Source organism: Rhodococcus sp. FH8, from assembly GCF_019266085.1.
Classification (GTDB): domain Bacteria; phylum Actinomycetota; class Actinomycetes; order Mycobacteriales; family Mycobacteriaceae; genus Rhodococcus_F; species Rhodococcus_F qingshengii.
This window is the reverse complement of record NZ_LPNQ01000057.1, coordinates 1552094-1569038: the sequence shown is the minus strand read 5'-3', so window position 1 is coordinate 1569038 and position 16945 is coordinate 1552094. Positions and strand designations below refer to the sequence as shown.

The 16945-nt window shown below is 61.4% G+C and carries 16 protein-coding genes and 2 pseudogenes; 10 read left to right on the top strand and 8 right to left on the bottom strand.

Going from position 1 to position 16945, the window contains the following annotated elements; genetic code table 11:
* Positions 1 to 17: 17 nt before the first annotated feature.
* From ATN38_RS10295 to ATN38_RS10280, 4 genes are all read right to left on the bottom strand, one after another.
* Positions 18 to 500: an acyl-CoA thioesterase gene (locus ATN38_RS10295; protein WP_030536130.1), complete on the bottom strand. Its 483-nt coding sequence runs from the start codon at positions 498 to 500 to the stop codon at positions 18 to 20.
* A gap of 125 nt (positions 501 to 625) precedes the next feature.
* The gene (locus tag ATN38_RS10290) at positions 626 to 1429 is read right to left on the bottom strand and encodes a class I SAM-dependent methyltransferase (RefSeq protein ID WP_218747924.1); all 804 of its coding nucleotides are present in this window, start codon (positions 1427 to 1429) and stop codon (positions 626 to 628) included.
* Entirely contained in the window at positions 1426 to 2082 is a 657-nt protein-coding gene (locus tag ATN38_RS10285) for a FadR/GntR family transcriptional regulator (RefSeq protein ID WP_218747922.1), read from the bottom strand. Before ATN38_RS10285 ends, ATN38_RS10290 begins: the two co-directional genes overlap by 4 nt.
* A 78-nt stretch (positions 2083 to 2160) precedes the next feature.
* The gene (locus ATN38_RS10280; RefSeq protein ID WP_218747920.1) at positions 2161 to 3063 is read right to left on the bottom strand and encodes an Lrp/AsnC family transcriptional regulator; all 903 of its coding nucleotides are present in this window, start codon (positions 3061 to 3063) and stop codon (positions 2161 to 2163) included.
* A 224-nt stretch (positions 3064 to 3287) separates the two neighbouring features.
* Here ATN38_RS10280 and ATN38_RS10275 point away from each other — a divergent pair, with 224 nt between their 5' ends.
* Both ATN38_RS10275 and ATN38_RS10270 read left to right on the top strand, forming a co-directional pair.
* Complete coding sequence (locus tag ATN38_RS10275) at positions 3288 to 5003, top strand: amidohydrolase (RefSeq protein WP_003942831.1); 1716 nt, start codon at positions 3288 to 3290, stop codon at positions 5001 to 5003.
* On the top strand, positions 5003 to 6337 hold the full coding sequence (locus tag ATN38_RS10270) for an MFS transporter (protein ID WP_003942898.1): 1335 nt from the start codon (positions 5003 to 5005) through the stop codon (positions 6335 to 6337). Before ATN38_RS10275 ends, ATN38_RS10270 begins: the two co-directional genes overlap by 1 nt.
* Before the next feature lie 112 nt (positions 6338 to 6449).
* Here the strand turns inward: ATN38_RS10270 and ATN38_RS10265 are convergent, their stop codons facing one another.
* The 3 genes from ATN38_RS10265 to ATN38_RS33190 all read right to left on the bottom strand — a co-directional run bounded on the left by ATN38_RS10265 (position 6450) and on the right by ATN38_RS33190 (position 9155).
* Positions 6450 to 6983, bottom strand: coding sequence for an ANTAR domain-containing protein (locus ATN38_RS10265; RefSeq protein WP_232508961.1), 534 nt, complete (start codon positions 6981 to 6983; stop codon positions 6450 to 6452).
* A 168-nt stretch (positions 6984 to 7151) separates the two neighbouring features.
* A complete protein-coding gene (locus ATN38_RS10260; RefSeq protein ID WP_230359195.1) occupies positions 7152 to 8018 on the bottom strand; it encodes a S9 family peptidase in 867 nt (288 codons plus the stop codon).
* Between the two features lie 90 nt (positions 8019 to 8108).
* Entirely contained in the window at positions 8109 to 9155 is a 1047-nt protein-coding gene (locus ATN38_RS33190) for a LacI family DNA-binding transcriptional regulator (RefSeq protein ID WP_007730477.1), read from the bottom strand.
* Between the two features lie 248 nt (positions 9156 to 9403).
* Between ATN38_RS33190 and ATN38_RS10250 the strand changes: the two genes are divergently transcribed.
* From ATN38_RS10250 to ATN38_RS32660, 6 genes and pseudogenes are all read left to right on the top strand, one after another.
* Positions 9404 to 10858 (top strand): APC family permease, encoded by a 1455-nt coding sequence (locus ATN38_RS10250; RefSeq protein WP_218747918.1) that lies wholly within the window; start codon positions 9404 to 9406, stop codon positions 10856 to 10858.
* Positions 10855 to 12459 carry a N,N-dimethylformamidase beta subunit family domain-containing protein gene (locus ATN38_RS10245; protein ID WP_007730498.1) on the top strand — a complete coding sequence of 535 codons (1605 nt, stop codon included), beginning with the start codon at positions 10855 to 10857 and terminating at the stop codon, positions 12457 to 12459. The genes ATN38_RS10250 and ATN38_RS10245 overlap by 4 nt, the downstream gene beginning before the upstream one ends.
* Position 12460: 1 nt before the next feature.
* A complete protein-coding gene (locus ATN38_RS10240; protein ID WP_007730501.1) occupies positions 12461 to 12823 on the top strand; it encodes a cupin domain-containing protein in 363 nt (120 codons plus the stop codon).
* Positions 12820 to 13266: pseudogene (locus ATN38_RS32675) on the top strand (aldehyde dehydrogenase family protein); the annotation flags it as partial. The gene ATN38_RS10240 and the pseudogene ATN38_RS32675, both read left to right, overlap by 4 nt.
* 37 nt (positions 13267 to 13303) lie before the next feature.
* Positions 13304 to 14265 (top strand): annotated as a pseudogene (locus ATN38_RS33365) (aldehyde dehydrogenase family protein).
* A 227-nt stretch (positions 14266 to 14492) separates the two neighbouring features.
* Positions 14493 to 14627, top strand: a complete 135-nt coding sequence (locus ATN38_RS32660; protein ID WP_003942853.1) for a hypothetical protein — start codon at positions 14493 to 14495, stop codon at positions 14625 to 14627.
* 14 nt (positions 14628 to 14641) lie between these two features.
* Here the strand turns inward: ATN38_RS32660 and ATN38_RS10230 are convergent, their stop codons facing one another.
* The gene (locus ATN38_RS10230; protein WP_007730507.1) at positions 14642 to 15295 is read right to left on the bottom strand and encodes a nucleoside/nucleotide kinase family protein; all 654 of its coding nucleotides are present in this window, start codon (positions 15293 to 15295) and stop codon (positions 14642 to 14644) included.
* Between the two features lie 124 nt (positions 15296 to 15419).
* On the opposite strand from ATN38_RS10230, the gene ATN38_RS10225 reads away from it, so the two are divergent.
* Both ATN38_RS10225 and ATN38_RS10220 read left to right on the top strand, forming a co-directional pair.
* On the top strand, positions 15420 to 16013 hold the full coding sequence (locus tag ATN38_RS10225; protein WP_204855274.1) for a TetR/AcrR family transcriptional regulator: 594 nt from the start codon (positions 15420 to 15422) through the stop codon (positions 16011 to 16013).
* Positions 16014 to 16058: 45 nt separating this feature from the next.
* Positions 16059 to 16937: a crotonase/enoyl-CoA hydratase family protein gene (locus tag ATN38_RS10220; RefSeq protein ID WP_223304467.1), complete on the top strand. Its 879-nt coding sequence runs from the start codon at positions 16059 to 16061 to the stop codon at positions 16935 to 16937.
* Positions 16938 to 16945: the final 8 nt, after the last annotated feature.

Here is a 16945-nt window from a genome sequence, read left to right as displayed (position 1 = left end):
CTTAAATATGACTGGATTCAGTCATCGTGTTCGGGCGTTAAGTCCCGAACTGCGGCCCGGATGGACTGTTCACGAAGCTCGTTCTCTCTGCGCAGTTCACGACGCCGACGCCCGGCCTCGAATCGCTGCCTCGCGATTGTTCCGGTCGGCCGGAGTTGGGGTACCTCAGCCGGTTTCCCGTCGCTTCCCATCGCCACCATCGTGAAATAGCAACTATTGGTGTGTCGAGATTTTCCGAGAAGAATGTCTTCGGTTTCGACTCGAATTCCGATTTCCATCGAGGTGCGCCCGGTGTAATTGACGGAAGCGCTGAACGTGACGAGTTCGCCGACATGCACCGGTTCGCGGAACACCACACGATCCACCGACAGAGTCACGACGTAGGTCTGGGCATATCGACTCGCGCACGCATAGGCAACCTGGTCGAGAAACTTCAGAATCGTTCCGCCGTGCACGTTGCCCGAGAAGTTTGACATGTCCGGCGTCATGAGGACGGACATGGACAAGGTTTGTTTCGATGCTTGCTGCGATGCTTGCTTCAATTCAGGTAGGGAGTTCGATTCAGACATCAAGCGGGCCTCTTCGGTTCGGTGGACGGTGAAGAGACCGTATCCGGCAAAGAGGGTTACCCGCGCGTTCGGAAGAGCGCGGTGTCAGAGTTCGGGACAGTGCCCGTGTGGAGGACGTATTCGCTGGTGGCGACGGGGCCGGCCGCGCTCGACCTGAGACAGGGTGCGAGCGTCGAGCGGAGGTGCGCTGACATCGAAGCCCAATTCCCTGCGCCTCGAACCGCCTCGCGAAAGTTCTTCAACGCCGGCGCCTGGTCGCACAGTTCCTCGACGGGATCCGAACCGGCTGGTAGTTGCCACTCGAGCAGGTGCGAGGCCGAGCTCACCGACTCCAATCCAGCTGCTGCCTTCTCGAATTCGCTCGGGCTCGACCATGTCGTCGGTAGTGGTGTGATGCCATTCCACGCAGAGGCGGCCTCCCTTCGGAGTGCTGCTGCCCACCCGTTCTCCGACCACGTTGCGACACAAATGCTTCCACCCGGGCGGGTCACCCGCATCATCTCTGCGAGGGCGATCGCAGGGTTGGGACAGAAGATGATCCCGAAGATGCTGACACAGGCGTCGGCACTCGAATTCGGCCACGGCAGAGACTGTGCATCGCCGATCGTGAAAGTGGGTTCGGTAGTTCCGGGGCGAGGAATCCAGCGTTCGCGCGCGACCTCCAGCTGGCTGGCGGAGAGGTCGAGTGCGTGGACCGCGATCCCGGACTGGGCCGCCGGGAGCGTAAAGTTCCCCGTTCCGGCGCAGACGTCGTACGCCGTGCTCACGTGCCCGATCGAGCGCAGCGCCTCTGTCGATGCAGGTGAGAGTTGTTCGGCAAGAGGGGAATATGCCGCACCGTTCCAGTTTCCCCGATTCACGACAAGCTCCTTTCGACTGCGTCGATGACCGTATCGAGCGCTGCGACTGCCGCACGCGCTGCTTCGCCGGGGTTGCGTTCCTCGATGGCAGCGATCAAGGGTCGGTGCTCGTCGACGTGGAAACCTGGACCGACACTGACGGCGGACAGCGAATCCGTCACGGCGGCAAGGACTCCCCGGTAGACGTCGATCAGTGCGGAATTGTGGGACGCCTCGACGATCGAAAGGTGCAAGGCCATGCCGGCTTCGACAGTGAAGCCGCCGACGTGACCGGGGTGGGCATTCCAGGCTGCATGTATCCGCGCGAGATCTTCGGGGGTGTGGCGCTGCGCTGCAAGTCGCGCGGCTTCGACCTCGAGTCCGCGTCGCAGGCTCAGTACGTCGAGAACGTCACCTCTGGCGAGCCGGCGCCCGAGTAATCCTTCGACCGGCGACGCCGCCATGACGTACACGCCGCCACCGTGGCGTACGGACAGAACTCCGGCGTGTGCAAGCGCCCGTACCGCTTCGCGCATGGTATTTCGGGCGACTCCCAATTCCTCGACCAATGCGGTCTCCGGCGGGAGTTTCGATCCGACGGGCCATCGGCCGGTCGATATCGCCTCCTCGATCGCCGCAGCGACGATGTCTACCTTGCGTCCGGAATCGGCCATGTATGTCACCTCGGATAAGTGGGTCAATGACTTGATCGAGGTTAGCGTGCCCGACCAAGTGGGTCAATGACTTGGGAATTATCCGTGTACGTCCAGGCTGCGGGCGTAGTGCTCCTTGAAGACCTCGAGATGCGCCCACGATTCCAAGCCGCTGACACCGTCGATGCCCCGGATTCGCTCGGACAGGGCATGGAGGTCGTTGGACGAGTTGGCGGCGACCGTCGCGATCACGTCGTATCGTCCGAGGGTCCGGGCGAGGAATTCGATTCCGGGCAGCGACTCGATCTCCGATACCGCGTTGTCGTCCCGTGAGCCCAGATTGACGCCGATGCCCATCGCCAGCGTTCGGCCACCACCTCGCCGCTTGACGACAGCGCCGACGCGCAGTGCCGTGCTCGCGATCAGATGATTGACCCGGTTGCGCACGGCGCTCGGCGACAGTCCGGTGTGTTCGGCCAGCTCGAGAAAGGGCATTCGCCCGTTGCGCTCGAGCAGTTCGATCAACGCGACATCTGTCGAGTCGAGTCGGATATCGGCTTGTAAAGCGGTCTCGGGCATGAAGATTCCCTTGATGACGTCGACGTAGACCAGCGTGCTCACGGATCGAACGCCACGTTGTGAGCGGAGTTCGGCGATGGCACGGTACAGATCGTCGTGACTGGGCACCCGAAGTTCCGCAATCACGTTGTACTGCCCGCTGACTGCCGAGATGTAGACGGCGGCCTCGGATGCGATCAACGCGTCCAGTACCGGGGTCATCGGTCCGGACACTGCGATCGAGACGTGTGCAAGCGCCTTCAACCCGAGAAGTTCGGGGTGCGCGACGGCCACTACGGACACCGTTCCCGAGTCGAGTAGCGCCTGCACTCTGGTGGACACCGCCGCTCGTGGGGCGTCGACCGCCACGGACAGTTCGCGGTACGTCGCTCGCCCGTTGCGCTGAAGTGCGGCAATGAGCTTGGAATCGAGATCGAGCGTCATGGTTGCCCCAACTTTTCCAGAGATTTTTCTGTATGAGCTTCTTATTAGAACAGTCGCATGTGGCCATGGATGATGTGGATAAGTGCAGAAATGCTCGAAAACTCATACAAAAAAGTTGTGTACCGCCTGGTCTGAAACTTTGATGCATTGCATAGCTCCAGGTCAGGGCGTAGTTTTCGCTCAACACGCAGTGACCTGCACCACCATCTCGACGAAGGACCACCATGCGCAAGTTGCACACGCACGAAGCCTCGCCTCTCGACGCCACCGGCACGATCTTCACCGGTGCCAAGATCCACACCGTTGACGACAACACGGCAGGCGCTGAAGCGTTCCTGGTGTTCGGAAACCGCTTTGCCGCGGTGGGAACACTCGAGGAATGCCGCACCGAGGCGCGTCGGCTGAGCACTCGCACGACCGCGGTGGTCGAACTCGACGGCGCCACCGTCGTCCCCGGCTTCGTCGATCCGCACGCACACCCGTTGATGTACGGGCAGATGCTCAGCTGGGTGGACTGTGGGCCGGAGAAGGCACATTCCATCCCCGGAATCATTGCGCTACTTCAGGAAGCGGCGCTCACAGCTCCTGCGGGTGTCCCGATTCGTGGCTACGGCTACGAGCACCGCAACCTGATCGAAGGGCGCCATCCACTCAAGGAAGAGCTCGATCAGGTGGCCACCGATCGCGAGGTCTACCTCATGAACGCGAGCGGTCACGGCGGCGTCGTCAACTCCTTCACTTTCGACAAGCACGGCATTGACGCGAGCACCGAGAATCCTGCCGGTGGCGAGTTCTTCCGAGATGCAGACGGTGAACTCACCGGTGAGCTCTCCGATGCCGCGTGCAACATCCTCACCGGCGTCAACGGAGTGAAGGTAGGTCATCACGGACCCAACTTCCATCTCGAGGACGAGCCGGAAGAACACCTTCGTCAGCTGTCGGTCGCTCAGGACAAGTTCCTGGCCGGCGGCGTCACCACCATCGGCGACTGCCAGGTGACCCGTCGTGAATTCGACATGTACCTGCGTCTGGCCGAGCAGGATCAACTCAAGACCCGCGTCAGCATGTACATGCTCAGCCACCTCCTCGATCACGTCATCGACACGGGAATGCACGGCGCCTTCGGCAATTCGCGGCTCGCGTTCGGCGGCATCAAGTTCTACGCCGACGGCACTCTCGGCGGCTGGACCGCATACTTCCCCGACGGTTACGTCGGGGACCCGTGCCGCACCGGGCAGCTCTATCACGAGCCTGCGGACTACTCGGATCTGATTGCCAAGGCGCATTCGGTGGGTCTGCAGACCGCCACGCACGCTCAGTCTCCGACCGCCATCGACATGGTGCTCGATGCCATCGAAGCTGCGCAGAAGGCTCACCCCGACGCCGACGCTCGTCACCGCATCGAGCACTGCGGTCTCCCGACTGCCGAGCAGATCGCCCGGATGAACCTGGCCGGCGTCTACCCGGTGAACCAGCCGCAGCACTACTACAACTGGGGCGAGGGCGTCACTGCTGCGATCGGTACGCCGGGTGAGCGGTTCAACCCCCTCGGCGAGTTCATCGCTGCCGAGGTTCCGGTGACCATCAGCTCCGACGCCCCCGTCGCCGAGCCCAAGCCGCTCGAAGCAATTCAGGCAGCCGTGACTCGTGTGACGCGTCAGGGCCATCAGCTCGGCTCCGATGCACTCCGCATCACCGCCGACCAGGCATTGCAGGCTCACACGCTCAACGGTGCGCGTGCGCTGGGCCGTGAAGCAGAGCTGGGCAGCATCTCGGTCGGCAAGCGGGCCGACTTCGTCATTCTGGGCGCGGATCCCCTCGAGGTTCCGGCCGACGCGATTGCGCAGATCGAGGTCCGAGAGACCTGGATCGACGGCGAACTCGCACATTCAGGTCATAACCACCTATTGTCGAGCACTTCGACCACCGAGGAAAAGTAATGAACCGAGAGCAACAGATCGTGAAGGCCCGCAAGGCGGGATTTGCAGCCTTCGTCGGTACAACTATCGAGTGGTACGACTTCTACGTGTATGCCACGGCAGCCGCCCTGGTGTTCGGTGACATCTTCTTCCCACCCGGAACCGACCGCCTGACCGGCGTTGCGGCGGCGTTCGCGACATACGCCGTCGGTTTCTTCGCTCGCCCGCTCGGCGGAATCGTGTTCGGCCATGTCGGTGACAAGATGGGCCGACGCACCGCATTGGTGGTGACTTTGACGCTGATGGGTGCAGGCACGTTCCTCATCGGCATGTTGCCCACTTACGCGTCGATCGGGTTCTGGGCGCCGTTACTGCTGGTACTGCTCCGCTTCGTCCAAGGCTTTGCCGTCGGCGGCGAATGGGGCGGCGCGGTCCTGATGGCCGTCGAGCATGCACCCGAGGACAAGAAGACCTTCTACGGCGGTTTCGCTCAGCTGGGCAACCCGGCCGGCGCGCTCCTGGCCACAGGTTTCTTCAGCATTCTCTCCACCTTCGGCGACGACGCTCTGCGCGAGTGGGCTTGGCGACTGCCGTTCCTCTGCTCGGCGCTGCTGATTCTCGTCGGCTTGGTCGTTCGCCTGAAGGTCGAAGAGTCCCCGGTTTTCGAATCCGAGGTGAAGTCCGCGGACGTACCGGAAATGCTCCCGCTCAAGTACGCGCTGGTGACCAACTGGCGCCCGATCATCCTGGGCATCGGCATTCTGCCCGTCGCAGTCGGCGGCTACTACCTCGTGACGACCTTCATCACGGCATACGCAACCGACCCCGATGTCGGATTGTCGGAGACGTTGATTCTCAACGCGCTGAGTGTCGCTGCAGTGGTCGAATTGATCGCGACTCTCGGCGTGGCGTGGCTCGGCGACAAGGTGGGACGCGTCCGCGTCGTCATCTGGGGCCTTGCGGCAGTCGCGATTCTCGCAGCGCCGCAGTTCCTGGTGCTGAAGTCCGGATCCGTGTTCCTGATCTTCCTGACCTTCGCTGTCATGCGACTGGTGCTGGCGGCCACGTACGGCCCGATCGCCGCCGTCCTGTCGCAGATGTTCAAGCCGCAGGCCCGCTACACAAGCATTTCGTTGGCGTACCAGGGTGCAGGCGCGATCTTCGGTGGGTTGTCTCCGCTGGTGTCGACGCTGATGTACAAGGCAACCGGCAGCATCTGGCCGGTCATCGCACTGCTGATCGGCATGTGCGTCCTGAGCATCGTCTGCCTGCTCTTCGCTCCGCAGCATGTGGACGAGGCGACAGATACCGACGGTGCTCCGCAGGGCCTGAACAAGGAATCGGCTTCCGCTTGATTGCCGAGAGTCGGCTTCCGCCTGACAACTGAAAACACGACAGCTGGGGCAGTACACGATTTCCGTGTACTGCCCCAGCTGTCGTTTCAGGTCAGTTGTCGTTCAGCGCCGGTTACGCGCCGACGAGATGGCGATGAAAATGATCGCTGCGGCGGTGCGCCTGGCTGAGATTTCTGATCTCACGCAGCCAGAAGTGAGACGCCAGCGCGTTGTTGCTTCCATAGCCGGTGCCGGACGTGTCCTCGTCGATCAGGGCGACAAGCGCTTTGATCAGGCTGGTGACCTTGAGGTTGTTGGTCTGAGAATGTCGGACTAACAGCTCGGCGGCTTCGTCGGTGCTGCAACGGTAGAGGGTGCAGACGATTTCGATGGCGCGCTCGCGGATCCGGCCCGAAGTAGTCGGGATCCGTAGACCGTTCGTCGAGTTGCCGTTCGCCTGGTTGTTCGTGTCGTTGGGGTGAATCATGGTGTTGATCAAGGTATTCCTTTGAACCGCATGGGTTTTGGGCCCGTGCGGTGTGTAGCGCATGTTGATACTGGTGCAGTCGGTACGCGATTGGCGGCGGACTCCGTCGGAGTCTTCGGCCTGGTCAACAATCTGCGGGACTGATGAAAGTGCGTAGTGATCAAAGGCGCGGGTTTGCACCGAACTGGAAGTCTGCCCCTGGAACGAATACTGGAACTGTTGTCCCGGGCGAAGCGACCGGCTGCCTGACTGACGGCTGCCCTCTGATAACCCCACCGTACGTCATGGAGTTGGTTTCAGCTAATCCTTTTGCGGGCGATCGTGCTCATAGTAGGCGGTTTCACCTGCTCAGGGAGTGTTTACGTGGTCGATTATTGCTTGCTTGGTGATAGCCCAGGCGTCGCTTGTCGGGTTGCCGAAGTCGCCGTGGCCGACGCCGGGTAGTTCGATCAGGTCGACCACGTCGCCTGCTGCTCGGGCTGCACGGGCGTAGCGCCGACTCTGTTCGATCGACACGACCTTGTCTCCGAGCCCGTGGATCGCTGTGACAGGGAGGCCGGTGGGGAGGTGTTCGATCGGTGATGCGATGCGGTAGCGATCAGGATGATCGGTAGGCATGCCGCCCAGAAGATTTCGAACAAAACGATCTTTGCCCGCGGTTGCGGCGAGCGTCATGTCGAAGACGCCGGCCATGATCGTCGTCGAGCGAACCGGCACCGAGAGGTTTGGTTCCGGGGCGTCTGCACCCTGTTGGGATCGCGATGCGACCCAGGCGGCAAGTTGTCCACCCGCGGAGTAGCCGGCGATGTGTACACGGCTCAAATCCAGTCGCCCGGAGGCCTTTTCCTGAACGATGCCGGCCAGGGCGTTGGTGGCCGTAACGGTATCGGAGAGCGTGGTCGGCCAACCACCCTGACCGCCGACGCGTCTGTATTCGATGTTCCAGACCGCAATTCCGTACGGGGTCAGGGTTTTTGCCCACGCGCCCGCGTATTCGAGATTGCTCTTCTGGGCCCATCCACCGCCGTGAATGAGTACGACGACCGGCAGGTCACCGTCCGATCCTTCTGGAAGATACAGATCGCCGAAAGTGTCTGCGGCCGCGGCGTAGGCGATGCGGACCGGAGCGACGTCGCGGTCGAGGCCGGTCGCACTGCTGACAGATGCGAGGAGGGCGAGTGCACAGACCAGCACTACGGCGAGATACCCGGCCAAGCGGTCGCGGGAGCGGTGCGCGATGACCTGATTCCTCTCGGCAGGCGACGGACGATAATTCGGAAATCAGTCTATCGGTGCCAGGTGAATTTATGGTGTGAGCGAATGGGCCGTGCTCGCTCGCACGCGGAGTTCGCTACGCGTATAGCTCTGAACTGGGGGTTCGTCACCGTTGACCAGAGCCAACAGTGCATCTACGGCCGCTGCCGCCTGTTCTTGGGGGAAGAAGTCGAAGGCAGTGATCGGGGGCTGGGAAACCAGCAGGGCGGGTTCGTCACTGTCCTGTGCAATCAAGACGTCACCCGGAATCGACAGCCCGAGATCGAGGGCCGCTCGCGCCGCTGCCGGGGCGCAACCGAGAATCAACGACAGGATCGCGTCAGGCGGAGTCGAGGAGTCGAGGGCCTCGCGGGTGGCCGCATACGCGGCCCCGATGAGGCCTCCGACGGTGCTGGCGCCCGGAAACGACGTCAATTCCTCGCTGGTGCGTGGTGCCACGCCTCGGGCGCGGCACCACTCGAAGTAAGCGAAAGTCGTTGCGCGGGTCCACTCCGAATGCATTCCGGGAGTGAGGACGAAAATGTCCCTTGCGCCACGTTCGGCGAGGTGGTTCAGAAGAGTCTCCGTGGTGGAGACGAGGTCCGGTGAGGTGGAGTATCCGAACTGCCCGGATTGTCCAGGACCCACTGCGACAGAGGGGATTCCGATCTTCTGCAGAACTTCGACGCGCGGGTCGTCGACCATCGGGTCGACGACCAGTACGCCGTCCATCTCGATGCGCCGCAGTCCGTTCGGATCTTTCATCGACGGCAGTAGGAGGAGTGAGTGATCGGCGTGGAATGCAGCCTGGGTCGCGGCGGTCGCCACGCGCCCGTACCAGTCGAAATTGAGGTACTCGGCCGATGACAGTTGGTCGGGAGCGGGGAGCATCAACCCGAGGGTGGCAGTCCGGCCTGACCTGAGATTCTGGGCCGACCGATTGGCACGGTATCCAAGGCGGTCGGCAACCTCTTGAACCCGAGCGCGAGTGGCCGCGTCGACCCGGCCCTTGCCGTTGAGTGCATAGGAGACCGTGGACACCGCGACGCCGGCGGCGTTGGCGACATCACGAAGCGTCGGCGAAACAGGGGTAGCCACTGCGGATCGTTTCTACTCGTTGGTCGGTTTGTCTCCAGCCTATCGATCAATCGTTTCGGCATGTTGCGTGCACCGGTGAGGGGCACCTCAAAGCAAAACGTCGAATCGTTTCAGCGCAGGTATTGACACTGATGAAACGATTCGGCACTCTCTTAGGAACACCGGGCGAACGTCGAGAGAAATTCGGGCGAACCTCGGGAAACCTGACCAGGCAGGCGCATACTTGCCTTAACTCGCGGAGCCTCCCCATGACCGAAAAAACCGACCCTCCCGGTGCAGGAACGCATTCTGAATCCGGTTCTCCCACGTCATCCTCGGGCCTGCGCGCCGGAACTATCAACAGCCGTCATCTGGTCTTCTTCGTCATCGCCGCAGCGGCGCCACTGACGATCCTGGTGGGATTCGCGCCACTGGGCCTGATGGTTTCCGGCGCTGCGCTTCCGGTGGGGTACGTCGTTCCCGGGATCGTCTATCTACTGTTCGCCGTCGGCTTCACAGCGATGAGCAGGCATATCCGCGGCGCGGGCGCGTTCTACGCCTACATCACCGAAGGGCTCGGAAAATCAGTCGGCGCAGGCGCCTCTGTGCTGGCTTACATCGGCTATCTCGGTGGCCAGATCGGATTCGTCGTCGCTTGCGGCATCTTTCTCTCGTCGACGATCGAGTTGTTCTTGGGAGTAACCGTTTCCGTCTACACCTGCGCATTGGCGGTCGCAGTTCTGGTCGTGGTGGTGGGATATCGCAGGGTCGATATCGGCGCGAAGGTGCTGGCCGTTTTGATGGCGCTCGAGCTCGGCGTCCTCGCAGTCTTCTGTGTGGCGGTTCTGTTGAAAGGCGGCCACGAAGGACTGTCGCTCGACAGTTTTTCGCCGTCGACCTTCATGACAGCCGGACTGGCGAGCGTCTTCGTGTTGACCTTCACCTCCTTCGTCGGTTTCGAGCAAACGGCGATCTACAGCGAGGAAGTTGTCGATTCCAAACGCACAGTGTCGCGTGCGACCTACACAGCAGTCACTGTTCTGGCTGTGGTCTACGCATTCTGTGCTTGGGTGATCGTGCAGGCCGTCGGCCCGAGTCGGATGGGCGACCTACTCGGCGGTGACCCGTCCGAGCTGATCTTCGATCTCAACAATGAATTTGCCGGCTCCATGATGACCGACGTGATGCATCTGTTGATCGTCACGAGCTTCTTCGCGGGTTGCCTTGCCCTCCACAATGCTTGCAGTCGCTATCTGCTCACCATGGGGCGCGCGAAAGTCTTTCCTGCCGCGCTTGCACGGGTTTCGCCGACCACTGGAACGCCGAGCGTCGCCGGAATCACACAAGGCGCACTGGTATTCGCGGCAATCGCCGGCTTTGCGCTGACGCCCGCAGACCCGTACACCCAAGTAGTCGTGTGGACGAATACACCAACGATCATCGGTGTGCTGGTGTTGCAGGTTCTCACTTCCGTCGCCGTGCTCAGGTTCTTCTCGCAGGATTCTCGCGGTGAAGGTCTGTGGCAGAGGTTGATTGCACCCTCGCTCGCTGCAGTGGCGTTGATCGTCGCGCTCGGATACCTCTTGATGAACATGAGTGACCTGACCGGGTTGACCACCGCGCAAAACTTCTTGTTGGCAGTGCCATTGCTGTTGGCTTTCGCATTCGGCGTGGGACGCGGGATGCGCGTACGTGAACACTCGGTCGAGGAGTTGTCGGCATGAGCGAATACGCATGGTCGGTCCCCGGAGGGTTGGTCGAACGTCCCGGAATTGTTCCGGGCGCTCCCGAGATATGGGTCTATGCGGACAGGTTCTCGTACTTCGGTGGTGACACCGTCTCGATCCGAGTGCATACCACCGCAGAAGAATACGACCTCGAAATTGTTCGAGACGGCGCCCGGCCGCAACAGGTCGCGCAATACGTCGGTCTGCCGGGCAAGCAGCAGCAGACGCCTGCCGACGCGTACGCAGTGGGCTGCGACTGGTCGGAATCCCTTGCCGTCGAGATAGATCCGAAATGGACGTCCGGCATGTACTTGGTTCTGGTCCGGATGCTCCACGAAGGGGTGACTATTGAGCGGGAGGGCTTCTTCGTCGTCAAGGCGCGCGAACCCGAGCATGCCGACTTCGTACTCATTCACACCACCAGCACGATGTTGGCCTACAACGACTGGGGTGGGGCAAACCACTACCGAGGTGTTCCGGACGGCTCCGGCGATGTGCCGACACCGATTTCCTCGACGCAGCGTCCCGTCGCGCGGGGGATGTTGCGCAAACCCGAGGGCGCAGCACGCAACATCCACACCGACACACCGGGAATCGGATGGATACCCCGTCACCCGCCGTACGAATGGGCGTGGGTGAACGGCTACTCGCGTCACCATGCGGACGCCTTCTGGGCCACTTACGAGAGGCCGTTCACGGTCTGGGCGGAAGAGCAGGGGTTCCGCGTCCACCACGTGACACAACACGATCTGCATAACGATCCGTCAGCGCTGCATGGATATTCATGCGCAGTTGTCGTCGGTCACGACGAGTACTGGTCCTGGGAGATGCGTGACCGCATAGATGATTTCGTCGAAGAGGGTGGTGGTCTGGCGCGATTCGGCGGGAACTTCCTGTGGCAGGTACGCCTCGAAAACGACGCACAAGTCTGTTACAAGAATCCGTTCGACGATCCGATGCGAGAAGTCGACCCGACCCGGGTGACGACGGCGTGGGATTCGCCCGAGGTTGCCCGACCGGGGGCGTGGACGATGGGATTGACCGGCATGGCCGGTGTCTACAATCGTTACGGTGCAACAACTCCCAGGTCTTCGGGCGGTTTCACGGTATACCGGCCGGATCATTGGGCGTTGAACGGAACCGACCTGTACTACGGAGACAACTTCGGGATCGCCCCGATCTGTGTTGCCGGATTCGAGATGGACGGCGTGGATTTCACGTTCCGGAAGGGCCAGCCGTATGCGACCGGCGTCGACGGCGCTCCCGAGGATCTGGAGATCATCGCGATGGCGCCGGCAGTTTCGGGTTCGCGGGACAAATGGAACGGGAAAGTTCCGATCGGTGCGCCTTTCGCCGAAGTGCAGGGAATCATCGAATGCTTCTATGGCAGTGAGCCTCCAGATCACCTTCGTGATCTCGAATACGGATCGGGAATGGTCGCCTGTCACAAGCGAGGTCTCGGCTCCGTGTTCAACGCAGGTTCCACCGAATGGGTGAACGGGCTGATCCATCACGATCCGTTCACCGAACGAATAACTGCAAACGTACTGAATCTGTTTGCTGCACGAATTTCCAGCTCCAACACGAAGGAAAAATGACATGAGTGTCAACGACATTCGAATGTTCGGGCCAGGGCAGGGGACGCGGTTCATCCCGGAGTGGGGTGACGACGCGAGCCCGAACTGGTCGGAATCCGAATGGAGGTCGTTCGGAGATCCGAACGGGGAATACTTCGGCGGTGGTTGGGAAGGCGAGCCCGGCACGCTCTTGTGCGACCCGTATCCGTACGACGAGGTCTGCATCATGATCAGCGGCCGGGTGGCGCTGATCGACCTCGATGGAAACCGTCGCGAATTCTCCGCTGGGGAAGCATTTTTCGTGCCGCAGTCGTTTCGCGGTACCTGGGAGACGGTTGAGCCGTCGAAGAAGTTCTTCGTCGCGCTCCCCGGATCGCGCTCATGACGGTGGAAACTTCGATGACTGTCGCAGCGTTTGGTCACGTGATCAACGGAACGTGCGAGAGCCCGCCAGGTAGACTTTCCGTGCTGGTCGATCCGGTGACCGACAATGTATACGCCCGTGCTGCCGTCGGTTCCGCCGATGACGTCGACCGAGCCTGCCGTTCGTCCGAGAAGGCTGCGCGGTCCTGGCGCCGGTCCACCCCTGCGCGCCGTCAGGAGTTGCTGCTGGCCCTCGCGGACGCGCTGGAAGCAAACGCGAAATATTTCCTCGAGGTCGAATGCCGCAGTACCGGCAAGCCTCTCAGGCAGGTGCGAGACGACGAGATCCCGCAGTGTGTTGACTTTCTGCGGTACTTCGCGGGTATTGCCCGCTCTCTGCCGGGCGTTGCCGCAATGGAGTACACGGAGGGTGCTACGTCTTATGTCAGACGTGAACCCATTGGCGTGATCGGTGTCGATCGCTCCTTGGAACTACCCGTTGATGATGGCGGTCTGGAAGATCGCGCCGGCACTCGCGACGGGAAACACCCTCGTGCTCAAGCCGGCCGAGGAGACGCCGGAAACCGCGGTGATGCTGGGAGTGCTTGCAGCGCAGATCTATCCGCCCGGGGTGTTGAACGTAGTGTGCGGCGATCGCGATACCGGAGCCGCGCTCGTCGCTCATCCGGTTCCTCGGATGATTGCGCTGACGGGATCGACGAGAGCGGGTATTTCGGTCGCAAAGGCCGCGTCGGAAGACGTCAAGCTGTTGCATCTCGAACTCGGAGGCAAGGCACCCGCCGTTGTTTTCGCCGACGCGGACCTCGACGGCGCAGTCGCGGGGATTGTTGCCGGGGCCTTTTACAACAGCGGTCAAGATTGCACCGCTGCGACGAGGATTCTCGTTCAAGAGGAGGTTGCGGAGGAGTTCACCGAGAAGTTGACGGCTGCGGCCGCGGACTTGAGGTTGGGCGGACCGGAATCGGGCGATTGTCTCGGCCCCCTGGTCAGCCGCGCTCACCGTGATCGAGTGGCGGAGTTGGTAGAGAGACGCTCAGCAAATACGAACGTATGTATTGGCGGGGGAAAGCCAGCTGGACCAGGGTTTTCTATCTGCCGACTGTTATTTCCGGGGTGCAGCAGGAAGATGAACTGGTCCAGGAAGAGATATTCGGGCCGGTTGTCACCGTACAGTCGTTCTCCACCGAGGCTGAAGCGATCGAACTTGCGAACGGGACCAAGTACGCTCTCGCGTCGAGCGTGTGGACGTCCGACCACGGCACCGCGATGAGGATGACGGCCGAACTGGACTTCGGCTGCGTCTGGGTGGGAGCCCACGGAATGCTCGCCGCTGAGATGCCTCACGGTGGCTTCGCCGGGTCGGGTTACGGCAAGGATCTGTCGGAGCTCGCACTGGCGGAGTACACGAGGGCCAAGCACGTCATGCATGTGACGAGCGTCTGACTCCTCGGCAATATCCAACGACGGCCACCTGCCCGCGCTGCGGGACGGTGGCCGTCGTCGTGCCTCGGTGGACCTGCAAGCTGCTGTTTGAATATGTTGCAGTGCAACATGTTTAGAGAGAATTTTCGTTGATTCGGGTCGCGAATGCCGGTAAAGTGACGTGTGCAACATTGCGCACTTCGGCGCACATTCAACCCCACTTTCAATTCTGACTCCAGGAGACTGCCATGGGTTCATCCGACACCGATCTCAAAGCGCTCGACAGCGTTATCACCGTCGCCGGTGCATTGGCGGCGATATTCGGCGGAATCGCCGGAGTTGCCGGGCTGGCCACTTTTCTCGGAACCGGCGGCGGTTCTTAGGTTTTCAGCTGACATCAGTGAGGCTCGGACCGTTCGATTCTGACGATCAGATCCGCGCGTGGCCTGACTGCGCTGATCAACTCGGCGTTCGGCTGATCTACCCGTTTCACCCACTCTGCAGCCGCTTCGGAACTCTTTCCGAAGCGGCTGTGGCGTTTCACCAAGCGCTTCGTCCGAGTTTCCTCCGGAACGTCGAGATACCAGACCTCGTCGAGTGCTGCTCGCACTTCCTGCCATCCACCACTGGGTAGGAGGAGATAGTTCCCCTCGGTGACTATCAGCGGTGTACATGGATCGACAGCCGTTGTGCTGCCTATTGATTCGTCGAACTCGCGATCGAAGACCGGAGCATAGACCGTCGAGTTCGAGGCTCGGAGTCGGCGTAGTAGAGCCGCGTAGCCGTCGACGTCGAAGGTGTCCGGTGCGCCTTTGCGTTCATGTCTGCCGAGTCGGTCGAGTTCCCGATTGGCAAGATGAAAACCGTCCATCTCGACGATGGAGCAACGAGAACCTAATTTCCGCACAATTGCCTGTGACACCGTCGACTTTCCGGCTCCCGGTGCGCCCGTGATGCCGAGGATTCTCCGACCGTCGTCGGTGATCAGGGAAGCAGCGCGTGAAGCAAGTTGGTCGAGCGTCAGCGAGACGGTCGGCGGTGAGGTCGTCACGTGTTGCTCCGATCAGTCCGAAGGGCCGGTGCATCGAGAGTACGCCGGAGGCTTTCGGCCATTGACAGTCTGAATGGACTGTGAAACTGTGATCCATGCCACTCGAAAAGTTGGAGGTGAGACCGTGACCCTGCGCGATGTGCAGCGCGAAGCGACGCGCCACCGGATTCTCGATGCGGCAACGGATTTACTGATAGCGGACGGTTATTCATCTCTGACGGCGCAGTCGGTGCAAACCGCTGCCGGAGTCAGTCGGGGCGCTCTGCTGCACCACTTTCCGAACATGCAGGAGCTCACTGCGGCGTTGGTGTCGAACATCGTCGTACGGAACGAGGTGGCGGTAAGAGCTGCCATGTCTCGGCAGGATTCGTCGGTTGACACGATCGAGAACTCGATCTCCGCTCTGTATTCGGCGTTGACTCAGCCGCCATTTCAAGCGGAACTCGAACTGTGGTCCGCAGCGCGGACGGATCCGGTGTTGGCCGAGGTGCTCCGGGAATCGGAGCGAATCGCCGGACGGGATCTGCGGCGAGTTGTCCACGACGCTTTCGGTCCCGAAATTGTTGCTTCCGAGAACTATTCGCAGATTGCAGATCTGACGGTGCTGATGCTCCGTGGTTTGGCGCTGTCCCGGGCAGTGCAGAAGAGCGACGCGTCTGCGCGTCGTTCGATCAGTCAATGGGCAGGCGTCGTTCGCCTGCTCCTCACCCAGAACTAGCGCAACTCGTTCCGAGCGAGGCGCGCTCTGTCGACAGGACCGATGATGACGGATTTTGCGACCCTGAAGTACGAGACGTCCGGTGGTAAAGCGTATATCACGCTCAACCGTCCCGATCGGCTCAACGCGATCGACGACCGGATGCCGTCGGACATTCGAAACGCGGTGGCAGCAGCCAATGACGACGACGAGGTCCGTGTGATCGTCTTGCAAGGTGCGGGCAAGGCGTTTTGTGCCGGGTACGACCTCAAGAAGTTTGCCGAAGGCGACCTTGACGGAAAGTGGAACCAGGGCCCGGTCTGGGACCCCATCAAGGACTTTCGCGGGATGAAGCAGAACACCGACGACTTCTTCACGCTCTGGCGATCGCTCAAGCCGACGATCTGCAAGGTTCAGGGATATGCGATTGCCGGTGGGAGTGACATCGCGCTGTCCTGCGACATGCTGATCATGGCCGACGACGCTCGCATCGGATACCCGCCTGCGCGTGTGTGGGGTTGCCCGACGACGGCGATGTGGGTGTACCGGCTCGGAGCCCAGCGTGCCAAGCGAATGCTGTTGACGGGAGACACCATTGACGGTGTCACTGCGGCTGACTGGGGATTGGCGCTCGAAGCGGTGCCGGCCGACGAATTGGACTCGGCGGTGGAAGCGTTGGCGGATCGCATCGCCGGTGTTCCGCTCAATCAGTTGGCCATGCAGAAGATGATGATCAACCAGGCGTACGACAACATGGGATTGCAAGGCACCCAGGTACTGGCAACCCTGTTCGACGGAATTACGCGTCACTCCCCGGAGGGGCGCTGGTTCAAGGATTTTGCCGAGCGCGACGGATTCCATGCCGCGGTTCAGTACCGCGATTCCGGACGCAAGATTCCAGACGGAGGCGGGCCGCTCCCCGCGTCCGACACCCCTCCTCGATAGAAAGTGGA